The 14253-nt window shown below is 72.6% G+C and carries 15 protein-coding genes; 4 read left to right on the plus strand and 11 right to left on the minus strand.

Annotated elements, in window-relative coordinates:
- The first annotated feature begins 11 nt into the window (after window positions 1-11).
- Window positions 12-818 (plus strand): beta-phosphoglucomutase family hydrolase, encoded by an 807-nt coding sequence (locus tag AB0F61_RS23940; RefSeq protein ID WP_357813350.1) that lies wholly within the window; start codon window positions 12-14, stop codon window positions 816-818.
- Entirely contained in the window at window positions 815-3193 is a 2379-nt protein-coding gene (locus AB0F61_RS23945) for a glycoside hydrolase family 65 protein (protein WP_357813353.1), read from the plus strand. The genes AB0F61_RS23940 and AB0F61_RS23945 overlap by 4 nt, the downstream gene beginning before the upstream one ends.
- Window positions 3194-3241: 48 nt before the next feature.
- On the opposite strand, the gene AB0F61_RS23950 is transcribed toward AB0F61_RS23945, so the two are convergent.
- Window positions 3242-3421, minus strand: a complete 180-nt coding sequence (locus tag AB0F61_RS23950; protein WP_357813355.1) for a hypothetical protein — start codon at window positions 3419-3421, stop codon at window positions 3242-3244.
- Window positions 3422-3592: 171 nt separating this feature from the next.
- Between AB0F61_RS23950 and AB0F61_RS23955 the strand changes: the two genes are divergently transcribed.
- Complete coding sequence (locus AB0F61_RS23955) at window positions 3593-4240, plus strand: dienelactone hydrolase family protein (protein ID WP_357813358.1); 648 nt, start codon at window positions 3593-3595, stop codon at window positions 4238-4240.
- Between the two features lie 9 nt (window positions 4241-4249).
- Here AB0F61_RS23955 and AB0F61_RS23960 read toward each other — a convergent pair whose 3' ends face one another.
- Together AB0F61_RS23960 and AB0F61_RS23965 are read right to left on the minus strand one after the other, a co-directional pair.
- A complete protein-coding gene (locus AB0F61_RS23960; protein ID WP_357813361.1) occupies window positions 4250-5347 on the minus strand; it encodes an AI-2E family transporter in 1098 nt (365 codons plus the stop codon).
- A 142-nt stretch (window positions 5348-5489) separates the two neighbouring features.
- Window positions 5490-6095, minus strand: a complete 606-nt coding sequence (locus tag AB0F61_RS23965) for a hemerythrin domain-containing protein (RefSeq protein ID WP_357813364.1) — start codon at window positions 6093-6095, stop codon at window positions 5490-5492.
- A gap of 84 nt (window positions 6096-6179) precedes the next feature.
- On the opposite strand from AB0F61_RS23965, the gene AB0F61_RS23970 reads away from it, so the two are divergent.
- The gene (locus AB0F61_RS23970; protein ID WP_357813367.1) at window positions 6180-7583 is read left to right on the plus strand and encodes an FUSC family protein; all 1404 of its coding nucleotides are present in this window, start codon (window positions 6180-6182) and stop codon (window positions 7581-7583) included.
- A 13-nt stretch (window positions 7584-7596) separates the two neighbouring features.
- Here the strand turns inward: AB0F61_RS23970 and AB0F61_RS23975 are convergent, their stop codons facing one another.
- The 8 genes from AB0F61_RS23975 to eccB form a co-directional block, all read right to left on the minus strand.
- Window positions 7597-8241, minus strand: coding sequence for a C39 family peptidase (locus AB0F61_RS23975; RefSeq protein WP_357813370.1), 645 nt, complete (start codon window positions 8239-8241; stop codon window positions 7597-7599).
- A gap of 327 nt (window positions 8242-8568) precedes the next feature.
- Window positions 8569-8976: a TIGR03618 family F420-dependent PPOX class oxidoreductase gene (locus AB0F61_RS23980; protein WP_357813373.1), complete on the minus strand. Its 408-nt coding sequence runs from the start codon at window positions 8974-8976 to the stop codon at window positions 8569-8571.
- A gap of 31 nt (window positions 8977-9007) precedes the next feature.
- Window positions 9008-9349 (minus strand): YkvA family protein, encoded by a 342-nt coding sequence (locus AB0F61_RS23985; protein WP_357813375.1) that lies wholly within the window; start codon window positions 9347-9349, stop codon window positions 9008-9010.
- Window positions 9350-9382: 33 nt separating this feature from the next.
- On the minus strand, window positions 9383-10180 hold the full coding sequence (locus AB0F61_RS23990; RefSeq protein WP_357813378.1) for a hypothetical protein: 798 nt from the start codon (window positions 10178-10180) through the stop codon (window positions 9383-9385).
- A 151-nt stretch (window positions 10181-10331) separates the two neighbouring features.
- Window positions 10332-10691 (minus strand): hypothetical protein, encoded by a 360-nt coding sequence (locus tag AB0F61_RS23995; RefSeq protein ID WP_357813381.1) that lies wholly within the window; start codon window positions 10689-10691, stop codon window positions 10332-10334.
- Between the two features lie 176 nt (window positions 10692-10867).
- Entirely contained in the window at window positions 10868-12154 is a 1287-nt protein-coding gene (locus tag AB0F61_RS24000; RefSeq protein ID WP_357813384.1) for a hypothetical protein, read from the minus strand.
- Window positions 12147-12515 (minus strand): hypothetical protein, encoded by a 369-nt coding sequence (locus AB0F61_RS24005; RefSeq protein ID WP_357813387.1) that lies wholly within the window; start codon window positions 12513-12515, stop codon window positions 12147-12149. The genes AB0F61_RS24000 and AB0F61_RS24005 overlap by 8 nt, the downstream gene beginning before the upstream one ends.
- A gap of 88 nt (window positions 12516-12603) precedes the next feature.
- Window positions 12604-14112: a type VII secretion protein EccB gene (eccB, locus tag AB0F61_RS24010; protein WP_357813390.1), complete on the minus strand. Its 1509-nt coding sequence runs from the start codon at window positions 14110-14112 to the stop codon at window positions 12604-12606.
- Window positions 14113-14253: the final 141 nt, after the last annotated feature.

Raw genomic sequence — 14253 nt, forward strand, 5'->3', positions numbered from 1 at the left:
AGATTCGTACCGTGCTGGGCCTACCTGCTCACGTGACCGCCTGTCTCTTCGACCTGGACGGTGTGCTGACGCAGACCGCCCGCGTGCACAACGCCGCCTGGACGCAGACGTTCGACGAGTTTCTCCGGCAGCGCGCCACCGCCTCCGGCGAACCGTTCCAACCCTTCGACCCCGGCCCGGACTACAACCGCTACGTCGACGGCCGACCTCGCGCCGACGGCGTCCGGACCTTCCTCGCCTCCCGCGGCATCGTGCTGCCCGAGGGCAGCCCCGATGACCCACCGGACGCCGACACCGTCAACGGCGTGGGCAACCGCAAGAACGTGCTGCTGCTCCAACACCTGCGCGACGTCGGCGTCGAGGTCTACCCGGGGTCGGTGCACTACCTGCGGGCGGCCGCCACCGCCGGGCTGCGCCGGGCAGTGGTGACCGCGAGCGCCAACGGGGCCGAGGTGGTCGCCGCGGCAGGGCTGGCAACGCTGCTGGAGGCCCGGGTCGACGGGCTGGTGGCCCGGGCGGAAGGGCTGCGCGGAAAGCCCGAACCGGACACGTTCCTCGCCGGGGCCAGGCTGCTCGGCGTGGACCCGGCGCAGGCCGCCGTCTTCGAGGACGCCCTCTCCGGGGTGGCCGCCGGCCGTGCCGGCGGTTTCGGTTACGTGGTCGGCGTCGACCGGGTCGGGCAGGCTGACGAGCTGCTCGCGCACGGCGCCGACATCGTGGTGCAGGACCTGGCGGACCTGCTCGACACCGCCGATCCGGCGGGCCCGGCCCGCACCGTTGTCGCCCACCAACCGAGCACCCGACGGGACCTCGCGTGATCCGGGAACGGGCCTATCCGGTCGAGCCGTGGCACGTCCGCGAGATCCGGCTCGACATGGACGTGCTGGCCCAGTCGGAGTCGGTCTTCGCGCTCTCCAACGGGCACGTCGGGCTGCGCGGCAACCTCGACGAGGGCGAGCCGCACGGCCTGCCCGGCACCTACCTCAACTCGTTCTACGAGCTGCGCCCGCTGCCGTACGCGGAGGCCGGCTACGGCTTCCCCGAGTCCGGGCAGACCATCGTCAACGTCACGAACGGCAAGCTGATGCGGCTGCTCGTCGACGACGAACCACTCGACGTGCGGTACGGGGAGCTGCTGGCCCACGAGCGGATCCTCGACATGAGGGCCGGCACCCTGCACCGGGAGCTGCACTGGCGCTCGCCCGCCGGTCGGGAGGTGAAGGTCCGCAGCACCCGCCTGGTCTCGTTCACCCAGCGGTCGGTCGCCGCGATCAGCTACGAGGTGGAGGCCGTCGACGGCCCACTACGGCTGATCGTGCAGTCCGAGCTGGTTGCCAACGAGTCGCTGCCCGCGCAGAGCAAGGACCCCCGGGTCGCCGCGGTGCTGGAGTCACCCCTGCAGGCCGAGGAGGAGCTGACCACCCCGGACGGGGGGCAGTTGATCCACCGCACCAAGGTCTCCGGGTTGCGGGTCGCCGCCGCGATGGAGCACGAGGTGCACGGCCCGGACCACACCACGATCGAGTCCGAGGGCTACCAGGACTGGGTACGCACCACGATCGCCTGCGTGCTCAAGCCCGGCGAGAAGCTGCGGGTGATCAAGTATCTGACGTACAGCTGGTCGAGTCGGCGGTCGCTGCCCGCGCTGCGCGACCAGGTCGGCGCGGCCCTCGCCGGCGCCCGACTGGACGGCTGGGACGGCCTGCACCGGGAGCAGCGCAACTACCTCGACGAGTTCTGGGACGCCTCCGACGTGCTTGTCGAGGGTGACCCGGAGGTGCAGCAGGCGGTCCGGTTCGGTCTCTTCCACGTGCTCCAGGCCGGCGCGCGGGCCGAGCAGCGGCCGATCTCGGCGAAAGGGCTGACCGGTCCCGGTTACGACGGGCACGCATTCTGGGACACCGAGATGTTCGTGCTGCCCGTGCTCACGTACACCCAGCCGAGCGCGGTGCGCAGCGCGTTGCAGTGGCGGCACAGCACGCTGGACTCGGCGCGGGAGCGTGCCGAGACACTCAACCTCAGGGGCGCGGCGTTCCCCTGGCGGACCATCGAGGGGCCGGAGTCCTCCGGCTACTGGCCGGCCGGCACGGCGGCGTTCCACATCGCCGCCGACATCGCCGACGCCGTGCGCCGCTACGTGATGGTCACCGGAGACATCCAGTTCGAGCGGGACGTCGGGCTGGAGTTGCTTGTGGAGACCGCCCGGCTGTGGCGCTCGATCGGCCACCACGACCGGCACGGCCAGTTCCACATCGACGGTGTCACCGGCCCGGACGAGTACACCGCCGTGAAGAACGACAACATCTACACCAACCTGATGGCACAACGGAACCTGCTCGCGGCCGCCGACGTGGTGATGCGCTACCGGGACGAGGCGTTCCACCTCGGGGTCACCGACGAGGAGGCGGCGAGCTGGCGGGACGCCGCCACCTCCATGCACGTTCCGTACGACGAGGAACTCGACGTGCACCAGCAGGTGGAGGGCTTCACCCGGCTACAGGAGTGGGACTTCCCGCACACCCCTGCGGAAAAGTACCCGCTGCTGCTGCACTACCCGTACTTCGAGCTGTACCGCAAGCAGGTCGTCAAGCAGGCGGACCTGGTCCTCGCCATGCACTGGCGAGGGGACGCGTTCACCCCCGAGGAGAAGGTCCGCAACTTCCTCTACTACGAGCGCCGCACCGTACGCGACTCGTCGTTGTCGGCCTGCACGCAGTCGGTGCTCGCCGCCGAGGTGGGCCACCCGGAACTGGCGCACACCTACCTGCGCGAGGCCGCGCTGATGGACCTGCACGACCTCAACGAGAACACCCGTGACGGCGTGCACATGGCGTCGTTGGCCGGCGCCTGGCTCGCCCTGGTCAGTGGGCTCGGCGGGCTCCGGGACCACCACGGCGAGCTGTCCTTCGCGCCCCGGCTCTCCAGCCGACTCAGCCGACTGGAGTTCTCCCTCCAGTGGCGCGGGCTGGCACTGCGGGTGGATGTCCGCCCGCACCAGACGACGTACTCGCTGCGTCACGGCGGTCCGGACGACGTGGTGGAGCTGCGCCACCACGACCAGATGCTGCGGGTGACCTGCGACGAACCGGTGACGGTGCCGGTCCCGCCGGCCGAGCCGTCCGGCCCCCCGCCCGAGCAGCCACCGGGCAGGTCACCGCTGCTGCGGTTGCCCGAGCGCGCGAACGTGGAGTGACGGTCGGGGCGGGACTGCTCCCGCCCCGACCGTCAGCACTGCGTCACGTCAGACGGGTTCGCCTGTCGACGGCCGCCCGATCGCGTCCCGGGGTGCCATCGCCCGGGGGTCGTCGGGCAGGCGAGCCTCGACCGCCCGGTCCCCGAAGTCCTTGTTGCGCTCGGCGTCCTGAGCGCCCTGGTTCCGCTCGTCCGACTGCTGCTGCCGGGACTTCTGCTGCTTGGCCATGACGATCCTCGCGATCCGTCGGGGCGCGGTTGCGCCGACACGGTCTGCGGTCGTTCGTCGCCTACCCGACGGTCCTGCTAACAAACACGGCCGGTGGCGAGGGTGGCTCGGGTGCGTGCGGCGCGGTGGGAGGGGTATCCGGGCGGCAGGCGAGCACTCCCGGAGGTGGGCATGGACGAGCAGAGCACGGTGACCATCCCGGTCGGGGACGTCCAACTCCCCGCCGACCTGATGCTGCCCGCTCAGCCGGTCGGGGTGGTGCTCTTCGCGCACGGCAGTGGCAGCTCCCGGCACAGCCCGCGCAACGTGGCGGTGGCCCGTACGTTGAACGGCCGTGGACTCGGGACGGTGCTTGTCGACCTGCTCAGCCCGGCCGAGGACGAGGTGGATGCCCGCACCGCCGAGCTGCGGTTCGACATCGGGCTGCTGGCCAGCCGGCTGGCCGGGATCGTCGACTGGTTGGCGGTCGAGCGCCCCGCCGGTGACGTTCCGGTCGGCCTGTTCGGGGCCAGCACGGGAGCCGCCGCCGCCCTGGTCGCGGCGGCGTCCCGCGCGGACCGGGTGGGTGCCGTGGTCAGCCGGGGCGGTCGGCCGGACCTGGCCGGCGCGGCGCTGGCCCAGGTGCGTACCCCGACGTTGCTGCTGGTGGGCGGCCTGGACGAGGAAGTGATCACCCTCAACGAGCGGGCGCTGGCGGAGTTGGGGGACGTCGGCGAGCTGCGGGTGATCCCGGGCGCCACCCACCTCTTCGAGGAGCCCGGCACCCTGGAGCAGGTCGCCGACCAGGCTGGCACGTGGTTCACCACGCGGCTGCGCTGACGATCACCCTCAGGCCGTGAGGGCCGAGGCGGAACGGCGCTGTTGGACGGTGTCGATGACACGCCAGAGGACGGCGGTGATCGGGACGCTGACGAATGCGCCGGCTATTCCCGCGATGAGCGTGCCGGCGGTGACCGCCACCAGGATCACCGCCGGGTGCAACCGGACCTGTCGCTTCATGATCAGCGGCTCCAGCAGGTTGCCCTCGATCTGCTGCACGGCGATCACGGCGGCCAGGGTGAGCAGCGCGGTGGTGGGGCCGTTCGCGGCAAGTGCCACCAACACGGCGACGGCGCCGGCCACCGTCGCCCCGATGATCGGCACGAAACCGCCGAGGAAGGTGATCAGCGCCAGCGGCAGGGCGAGCGGCACCCGCAGCACCACGAGCGCCAACCCGATGCCCAGGGCGTCGATGGCGGCGATGAACATGGTGCCCCGGCTGTACGCGCCCAACGTCTGCCAACCGGCCCGGCCGGCCTCGGCCAGCACCGGCTGGTTCGGGCCGGACACCCGCGACAGCACCCAGTGCCACATCGACCGGCCGTCCTTGAGCAGGAAGAAGAGCAGCACCAGGGCGAGCAGCGCGGAGCCGAACACCTCGGTGGCGGTCCGGGCACCGGCCACCGGGTCCGGAGAGCTGCCGCTGAGCCCCTGCCGGGCCTGGTCGACCAGCCGGTCAAGCTGGGCTTCGCTGACCGGCAACGTGGACGTCACGAAGTCCCGGCTGCGCTCCACCCCCTGCGTCAGCTCCTGGCTGAGCTGGTCGAACTGGCTGGCGGTCAGGTTCCACACCAGGGCGCCGACGCCGACCAGGATGCCGAGCAGCAGCAGTACGGTGCACAGCGCGGCCAACGCCGCCGGCAGACGCAGCCGACGTAGCAGGAGCAGCACCGGGTCGAGCAGCGCGGTGAGGAAGATGGTGGCGGCCAACGCGATGGCCAGCGGCGCCAGCAGGACGGCGATCCGGCCCAGCAGGTAGAGACCGGCGATGACCACCACCAGGCAGGCGCTCCACGACACCGCCGTCCGGACCAGCCAGGGCAGCGCCGCCCAGGTCTGGCGCGGCCCGGGGCCGCCTGTTGTCGCCTCGGGTCCGTCTGCCGCCATGTCGGTCCTCCTCGATCTCCGCGAGGTCGGTACCCAACCGGCGGCGAACTGACACCCGTACCGCTGCGCTGGCCGCCGCCGCCCGCGCGGATCCTACGCCGGCCGGCGTCTCCCGGGGTGGGTGTTCGAGGAACGCGCGGGGTCAGTGCTGTTGCCTCTCGGGCAGCTCGTCCAGCGAGCGGGGTCGACCGCTCAACGCGTCGCGGATCCGGTCGACCAGACCGATGCCGGGGGCGAGCAACCGGTTCGCCGGCGGATGGTCCGGTGCGCCCGGATGTGGCCGGGTGGGGCCGATCTTCTTGACCGCCGTCACCTTGCCGGCCGCGTCGACCAACTCCTCGCGGGCGGTCGCGGCGCGCAGTCGGGGGAAGAGTTCGTTCTCCTCCTCCCGCACGTGGTGTCGGATGGTGTTGGTCAGGTGGGAGAGGAGCTGGTCGAAGCGAGCGTCGGACGGGTCGACGGACTCCAGCTCCTTCATGGTCCGCTCGGCGTCGGCGTGCTCGGTGATCTCCTGGTCGGCGATCTCAGCACCGTCGGGCAGTGCCTTGCGGGCGATCGGATAGACGTACGCCTCCTCGGCCACCGCGTGGCGGACGAGCTCGGCGATCACGACGTCGACGAGGTGGCGGCGGTGCTCGGGGGTGCCCTGCCGGGTCTCCAACTCGACGAATATCGCCTCCACCTCGCGGTGGTCGGCGACCAGGATGTCGACGACGTCGTGGTCGTCTGTCGTCTCTGGGTTGCTCATCTGACGGCCCCTTACCGGTTGCGGATCGGTGGGAGGTGTGTGGCCCTGGTACCCCCACGGGGCTGCACAAACCTACGGATGCCGATGGGTACGACGGTGCCGCAGGTGCCTGTGGTGCGCGACCGGCACGGTTGCCCCGCCGTCGTCGGGGTAAGCGCCGCCATGGCCGACGACCGCCCAGCCGCCGACCGCGCACAGTCGCGGTTCGACGACGCCACAAAGCGCAGCGGCCGGGCGGTCCGCCGGGTTCGGCACCGCGGCGGGCAGGCCGGCCGGATCCGGGCCCGACAGTGGGAGGTCACCCTGGTGATCTCACTCCAGGCCGGGTTGGCCGCCGCGATCGCCGCGCTGCTCGCCAAGAATCTGCTCGGCCCCGGATCGCACGTCTTCGCTCCCGCCGCCGCCGTCGGTACGATCGCCACCGCCATCGGGCAGCGGGCCCGGCGCACCTTCGCGCTGCTGGCCGGAGTGGGCCTGGGCATCGTCATCGGCGACACGCTGCGGTTCCTGCTCGGCTCCGGCCCGTGGCAGACGGGTGTGGTGGTCGCGCTCGCCATCGCCGCCGCGTTGCTGGTGGCCGGCAAGGGCGGCCCGCTCGTCGGTCAGGCCGGCGGTACCGCGGTGCTGATCGCCACGCTGGCCCCGATGGAACGAGGGCTGGAGGTGCCCCGGATCTTCGACGCGCTCGTCGGTGGGGTGGTCGGTCTGGTGGTGGTGGCCCTGCTGTTGCCGGTCAACCCCCTGCGCGTGCTGGACCGGGCGGCGGCGCCGATCTACGCGACCCTCTGCGCGCAACTCGGCGAGTTGGCGACCGCGTTGCGGGCGCGCGACGGCGACGGGACGATGCGCGTCCTGGAGCGGCTGCGTGGCACGGACGACGACCTCAGTCGGCTCCACGACGCGCTCAGCGGCGCGGAGGAGGTGGTGACGATCGCGCCGGCCCGTTGGCACCGCCGCGAGCAGTACCACAGGTACGCCCGCAGCGCGGGTCACCTGGAGCGGCTGCTGCTGGACAGCCGCGCACTGGCTCGCTGGGCGACCACCGCCCTGCAGTACGACGAGCCGATCCCGTCCGAGTTGCCGGACGCGATGGGCCGGTTGGGTCAGGCGGTGGCAGAGATGCGTAGGGAGTGCCGGGTTGGTGACGAACCCCGGCGCACCCGCCGGTTGGTCGAGCAGAGCGCCGAGTTGGCCGGGCGGGCCTCCGCGAGCGGGGTCAAGTCGTTCGGCGAGTCGCTCGTCACCGGGTTGCGTACGTCGGCCAGCGACCTGCTCCGGGCGGCCGGTTGTGAACCCGACGACGCCAACCGGGTCGTGCGCCGGGCGGCCGGCGTCGGCGCGGCGGAGGTCCACCCACCGGTCCGGCGACAACTGCGGCGGGTCCGTCCGACGCGAGCCGCCCGGGTTCGTCGTCGGGCGCACCTGGCCGCCCGGATGCGCGACGACAGCCGGGCCGGCCACCCCGCGAGGGAGCGACCGGCCCGGTGATCTGTTCGGGTTGTCAGGCGGAGTAGCCGCGCTCGGCGATCCAGTTGGCGACCTTCGGCAGGCTCACCCAGTACTCGCCGAGCGCCGGGTCGGCCGGGTCGGCGACCCGGATGGTGTCGCCACCGTCGCGGTAGCCGACGAGGGTCAGGTAGTGGCCGCCCTCGTACGAGTGCGGGTTGCCGTCGGTGTCCACTGTGGTGCCCTTGATGTTCGCCACCACCGGTCGACCGGCGTCCACCGCGGCCAGCACGTCCCGGCGTAGCTGCTCGACCTGGTCCGGGCGGGCCACCGAGTCACGGATCTCGGTGGTCCGGTACTTGCCGCCGGTCAGTTCGTTGAGCACCCGGGTGGTGTCCAGGGCCGAGGGGGTGCCCGCCTCGGTGGTGCCCAACAGTTCGGCCACCGCGTCCTGGGAGAGTGCCTTGCCCTGGGCGGACAACGCGATCCGCGTCGCGGCCGGGCCGCAGTAGAAGAAGTTCGGCTGAGCCTGGTAGTCGACGCTGAGGATCCGCTCGGCGGACCGGTCGGTCTGGCTCGACGAGGTCGGCGCGGCGTGGGCCGGTGCGGCCTGGGCGGCTACCGCCGGGCCGAGGGCGCAACCGCCGGCGACAAGCATGCCGACGACGGACAGCCCGCTCTTCTGGATGATCGGGTTCATGGTCGAGTCTCCGTTCGGGGGTTGTGCGCCTCCGACCGTCGGAGGGCAGCAGCACCGGGAATGGCGCTCGGCTCAGCACGGGGCGACGACCAGCGGCCGGTCTCGGCCCTGGGCGTACCGGGTAGGTAACGGCTGCGCGGGGGCGGGCATTCCGCCGGCCCGGGGTGCGAGTGCCGCGATCAGGTGCAACGGCTGCCGGCGCGGGGGGATTCCGGTCCGCCGTCGCGGCCGGCCGCGGTCGGTCAGCGGGGAGCGAGCGGGCGGCGGAAGGTCGCCTGGTCTGGAGAGCCGGACAAAACGGGCGTTACGCGACGCGCCGGTCGGACCTCACAGGCTCCCGAGCAGCCCGGTCACGGTGATTTCGATGACGACCCGTTCCGGATTCGGGCGCGGGGTCCGATACCGCTCGGCGTAGCGGCGCTCCGCGTCCGCCACGGCGGCCCGATCCGACCGCACGACCGCGCGGCCCTCGATGGTCAGCCAGCGGCGGCCGTCCACGTGGCAGACCGCCACCGCCGCGCCCGCCGGGCCGGCGGCGGCCACCTGACGGGCCTTGCGGGAGCCGCCCGAGGTGATGACCCGGGCCAGCCCGGCCGCCGGATCGAGGGTCACCCCGACCGGTACGACGTGCGGGGTCCCGTCCGCACGAATCGTGGTCAGGGTCGCGAGGTGCCGTTCCGCACAGAAGGCGACAACACGCTCGTCGTGCACGTCCAACCGATGATCGCCCGCCATGCCCGTCCCCTGTTCACCGAACCGACCCCGATCATGGCACCTGGCGGCGTGCCCGATCCCGATCCGTCGACGAATCCGACTGGCCGGGCAGTTGCCGGCCAGCCGCCCGGCGCTTGTGCACCAGCCGGGTGAGGTAGATCAGCGCGGCGGCCAGGACACCCATGTCGTCCAGGTAGATCGGATCCGGCAGCACATCCACCGGGAAGATCGTGTAGATCAGCGCGCCGTAGAAGGCGACCTTGCCGCCCGCCCCGAGCCCGGTCAGCATCCGTCGCGTACGCACCACCCGCACCGCCAGCACCACGGCACCGACAAGCGTGGCGATCGCCAGGATGCCGGCGACCACCACGAGAACCCACGCCTGTCGGGACATGCCGTCACGCTAACCCACCGGGAGCCGCGCGGCTCAGAACGCGGGCACCGCCGCGCGTCCGCGAGCGGTCACCTTGTTCTCCCGGGTCTGCTCGACCGACGACCTGGCAACCTCGCTGAGCGGCAGCACCGACGCCGACTCCTCAACCCGTCGCCCGGTGGCGGCGTGGGCCTCCTCGCGCAGGCTGCGGGCCGCCGCCACGGCCAACTCGGCCGCCCGCCAGGCCACCTGCTCCTGCTCGCGGGCCGCGGCGTGCCGGGCCGCCAGATTGTCCCGGATCGCCCGCCGCAGCACCAGTTCCTGTGCGACCGGGTGCAGCCGCGGGTCCCAGCCGTCGCGGTGCGCGAAGACGTCGCTGAGCTGCTCCACCGACAACTCCCGCCGCCAGTACGCGTCAAGCGCGGCACGGTGCAGGTAGCGCTCGCGGTCCGCGTACTCGGCGGGAGTGTGAGCGGTCTGCGGCAGTGGCATGGCGGCCGCCGCGTCGAGCCGACGGACGGCCGCCTCGGCCGCCTCGTACGTCTGCCAAGCTGCCTCGACCGCCTCCTGCGCGGCCACCCACTCCGCTCGGCGACGCTGGGCGGTGGTGGTCGCCCGCCCCGCGGCCACCGCTACCTCCTGCGCGTAACGGCTCTGCTCCCGCTCCTCCTGCGCCTGTTCGAGTTGGCTCGGCATGGCCGCACGGCGGATCCGGGCACCCGGGTCGAGGCGGAGCCGGCCGGGCCGTAGCAGCAGGGCGGACACAGCGACGCCGACTGTCCCCAGCAGGCTCAGCCAGATGGCGGCAGCCCGGGACAGGTCGGGCAGGGCGGCGGAGAGGATGGTTTGCATGATCAGCACCTCGCGGTCGAAGGCGGGTATCGACGGGTGGCGGGAGGAGCCCGACGGCGCCGGTCGGCCGGGTGACGGGTCATTGCGTCGGGGCGACTGAGCTGCTGCGACGGACTACCCGGGACCGGGCCCCGGGATCACCGGGCCAGGATCAGCGGGCGGGTGGGCCGCGTCGTGCGGGAGTGCCACGGCCGGGATCGATCGCCGGGGCCTGAGCTGGGCGCTCTGCGAGCGGCCCGGTCAGCGCGGCGGTGTCCGCCGTGCCAGTCGGCTGGGCGGTGGTGGGCTGGGCCGCTCGCTCGGTGACCGGCGTGGCATCGGGACGAACCCCTGCCACCCGGCTGCTCACGGCGCTGGGCCGTAGCTGCGTCGAGGCGGGCGGTGGGATCGCGGCGAGGGCGCCGCCCAGGCCGACCGCGAGCACCAGCGCGGTGATCGCCAGTCGGGTCAGCTCACGCAGTGACCGCAGCACGACCCAGCGGGCCGGGCGGCTGAACACTGCGGACGACACCCGACCAACCTAACGCCTGCCCTGCCGTGCCGCAGCACGGCGACGGCCCGCTGCGGCGTGACCACCACCACCATGCGCACAGTGGACGACGGGGGTCGACACCCGGAAAAGACGGTGCCCCCGGGCCGGATCGGTCCGGCCGGGGGCACCGCGAGTGCGTCTGCGGCGGGTGGTGGTCAGCTACCGGCGCCGAGCACCGGCGGCGCGGCGTGCCCACCGTCGTGCCACACCATCTCGTCCTCGGTCAGCCAGGTCAGCCGCTCGTCGGAGTCGTCATCCTCCGGTCGACCCCGACCGCCGAGCACCCCGGCACCGTTGCGGCCGGAACCCACACCACCGGTCGCCGCCCGGCCGCCGCTGCCGCCACGCTGGCCGTCCACGGCGCGCCCGAGGCCGCTGGCGGACCGACCTTCGGCCGGGGTCGTGCCACCTGTCGGCCGTGCCGAGGGGGTGGGGGTGCTGCTCGAACCGGCGAGCGAGGCGGTGCGCAGGACCCCGCCGGCCGGCGCCCCACCTGGCGCCGCGTAGAGCAGCCCGGGGCCGGTGCTCGCGGCGGTCACCGGGGCCGACCCGGACAGGCCGGCCAGCCCGGCGGCGGTACCGCCGGTGAGCAACGCGCCACCGACAAGCGGATCCGCGCCGGCGAGGACGGTGCCGGGCTGGTCGGAGCCGCTGCCGGCGCCGAGCGGACCGGCGACCACGGCCGGCGTGCCACCGGTGCCCGAACCGCCCCGGTCCGAGCCCGAGCCGTCACCGACGACCGGCGGTGGGGCAGCGCGGTCGAGTCTCGTGACCGTCGCGTCGCCGGTGTGTGCGGTGACGCCGGTGCTGCCGGGCCCCGCGCTCGCCTTGGCGACGGCCCCAACGCTCTGCGGCGTCGTCGGATCCGTGTTGATCCGGTTCGGGGTGTCCGGGTCGGGCAGCGGTGGATCGACGACCCGGTCGTACGCGGAGATCTCGTAGCTGCTGGCCAGCTCGGCCACCAGGTTCACCATCCGCTGGTGGGCCTTCTCCTGCTCCTGCTTGTCCTGCTGGTGACCCACGAAGCCCATGACCATCGCGCCGGGCAGACCGAAGGTGGCGGCACCCTTGATCGTGCCGGAGATCGCCTTGTCGTTGTCGTCGGTCTCCTCCGGGCTCTCGGCCTCCTTGTGGGCGGTGCGCAGGTGGTCGGCCATCATGGTCAACCCCTGCTTGATGCCCGCCATCCCCTCGCCCAGGGCGTCGGAGTGGGCGACGATCAGGCTGAGTCGCCGATGGAACTCCCGTCCCGCCGAGCCCGTCCAGGTGTTGCCGAGCTTCTCCAGGTCGCCGCTCAACTCCCGGCCGAGCCCGTCGAGGATCCCCTTGAGCTCGGCCCACTGGGCGGCGACGCCCTCGATCTGCTCCGGCTTGCCGGCCATCACGCCGTCGTACAACTGCTGGTGACTGCTGCCCTGGTAGCGCGCGGTGTACTCAGACACGGCCGTTCTCCTTCGGCTGCAACGCCCGATCGACCCCGGTCAGCGCCGCTGTCACGTCGGTGGCGTTGGCGGCGTTACGCGCCTCGGCGGTGCGGTAGTTGGTCAGAATCGTGCTGGTGGCCTGCTGCGCGGCAAGCACCGCCTGCCGGATGCGCTCGGCCTGGTCCACATAGGACTGGTGCACCTCGCTGTAGCGGCGTGCCTTGTCGGTGGCGTCGAAGAACGAGCCCAGCGCCGGCGGGCGGCACTGCATCTCGGTGTTGAGCTTGCGCAGCACCGACTCGACCTGGCTCAACCGCGAAGCGAGGTGGTCGTGAAAGTCCTCAAGGGACAACAGGTCGACTTCCGTACGCCCGGTCATGGCAACATCCCCGTCGTTCTGGTTGACAACCGTCAGCGACACTCAGGTTAGTCCACCGCCGCGATTCGGGGCGACCCGTCACGGCTGCTCAGCCGTTGCTCCCGGTCGATCCCGCGGCCGTCCCGCCGCCCGCTCCACCCACCGGCGGCGCGGCCGGGGGTGGTGCGGCCGCCGGCGGTGCGGTCGATCCGTCGGGCGAGAAGACCGCCATCGCGTTCTCCTGGTTCAGGGTGGGCCCGGTCGGGATCAGTGCGAGCAGCGAGCCGGGCACCGCCAGCGGGGTGATCCCGCCGTAGCCGAGTACGTCGAGCGTCGCCGCCGAGCCGAGCGGATACCGGATGCCCTGCGGGGTGATCAGGTAGATCGTCGACCCGGCGGCACCGGATCCACTGGTCCCGGCGCCGGGCGAGGCCTGCGCCACGACGCCCTTGCCACCGGGCAGCAGCACCGCCTCGGCGGTGCGGACGGCGTCCCGCCTGGTCTGGGGCACCGGCACCGCGCCCGGACCGCTCCCGGTCAGCTCGGCCGGCGCCCGGTCGAAGACCTCAAGGGTGGTGGTCGGCTGGCCGCCCGCGCTGCCCGCCCGGTAGGTCGCGCACAGCGTGGTCTGACCCGGCCTGGCCTGGTAGACGGCGGGCAGCGCCGCCGGCAGCCCTTCCTCGTCCACGCGCTGCTCGACGTAGAGGTCGCCGGCCTGGTCCGGGGTGATGTCGGTGATCTGGCCGCCGCCGCGGACCATCAGCAGAGCGGTGATCTCACTGATCGGCGCGAGACCCTCCCGGGTCAGTACGTAGTGCTGCCCGGCGGCGCTGAACACCTGACCGATGACGGCGGGCCGGCCGGCCACCCTCCGCACGCTGCTCTCACCCTCGCCGGGCAGCGCCGGCTTGCGTAGCGGTGGCCCGGCCGGCACGGCGTTGAGCAGTTGCTGACCGACCCGCAGCGGAGTGGCGCGGGACATCTTCAGCGCCGTGATCGTCGGGTCGCCGTCGAGCACCTGGAGACGGCTGTTGTTGGTGAGCAGGTACCGCTGCTCGTCCATCACGACAAGGACCGCACGGTCACCCAGCGGCACGCCGCCGGGCAGCGCCCGGTCGATCACCAACCGGGTGCTTGACCGCTCGGGATCGACCGGGTCGGGCACGTCGCAGACCGACCAGGGCAGGCCGGTCAGCGACTTGCGGTCCGGCAGGGCGTCCGGTGCGCCGACGATGCCGAGGGTGAGCCCGCGCGGCTGGTCCCGCAGTGCCGCCTGGGACATCGTCCGCACCTCGGTGGCGGGCTGGTTCAGCACCAGGCGGGCCGAGGTGTAGTTGAGCGTCGGATGTAGCTGCCCGTTCATGAACACGTACGTCGCGCCGGTCTCCCGTTCGATGACCAGGCTCTGGTCCTTCAGTGGCACGGTGTTACCTGTCAACTGGCCGTAGGCACCAACCCCACCGAGCACGACGGCCGCGGTGATGACACTGCCGAAGACGGCCATGCCGAGCCGTCGCATCGGGAGGTTGGTGGTCTCCGGGTCGCCCGACAGCAGCGCGGAGACGATCCGGCGGGTGACGAAGCGGTACGCCTGCACCTGATCGCGGCGGGTCCGCATGACTTACCTCCGGCGGGGTGGATCCGCGACGATCAGGTCGGGGTGCCGTCGCGGGCTTCCCTACGATAAGGGGCCGACGGAGGTTCCTCGGGACCACCGCTCGTGGTCGGCACCGGACCGACCCGGTGCAGAGCCGTACCG

This window comes from Micromonospora sp. NPDC023888 (assembly GCF_040639415.1).
In the GTDB taxonomy this organism is placed as follows: Bacteria; Actinomycetota; Actinomycetes; order Mycobacteriales; family Micromonosporaceae; genus Micromonospora.

Coding starts and splice junctions, on each gene's coding strand:
- AB0F61_RS23965 (WP_357813364.1), bottom strand. CDS start 6,095: ATGAGCAACCCAGAGACGACAGACGACCACGACGTCGTCGACATCCTG.
- eccB (WP_357813390.1), bottom strand. CDS start 14,112: ATGCGGACCCGCCGCGATCAGGTGCAGGCGTACCGCTTCGTCACCCGC.
- AB0F61_RS23950 (WP_357813355.1), bottom strand. CDS start 3,421: ATGGCCAAGCAGCAGAAGTCCCGGCAGCAGCAGTCGGACGAGCGGAAC.
- AB0F61_RS23970 (WP_357813367.1), top strand. CDS start 6,180: ATGGGTACGACGGTGCCGCAGGTGCCTGTGGTGCGCGACCGGCACGGT.
- AB0F61_RS23955 (WP_357813358.1), top strand. CDS start 3,593: ATGGACGAGCAGAGCACGGTGACCATCCCGGTCGGGGACGTCCAACTC.
- AB0F61_RS23960 (WP_357813361.1), bottom strand. CDS start 5,347: ATGGCGGCAGACGGACCCGAGGCGACAACAGGCGGCCCCGGGCCGCGC.
- AB0F61_RS23985 (WP_357813375.1), bottom strand. CDS start 9,349: ATGTCCCGACAGGCGTGGGTTCTCGTGGTGGTCGCCGGCATCCTGGCG.
- AB0F61_RS23975 (WP_357813370.1), bottom strand. CDS start 8,241: ATGAACCCGATCATCCAGAAGAGCGGGCTGTCCGTCGTCGGCATGCTT.
- AB0F61_RS23980 (WP_357813373.1), bottom strand. CDS start 8,976: ATGGCGGGCGATCATCGGTTGGACGTGCACGACGAGCGTGTTGTCGCC.
- AB0F61_RS23990 (WP_357813378.1), bottom strand. CDS start 10,180: ATGCAAACCATCCTCTCCGCCGCCCTGCCCGACCTGTCCCGGGCTGCC.
- AB0F61_RS24005 (WP_357813387.1), bottom strand. CDS start 12,515: ATGACCGGGCGTACGGAAGTCGACCTGTTGTCCCTTGAGGACTTTCAC.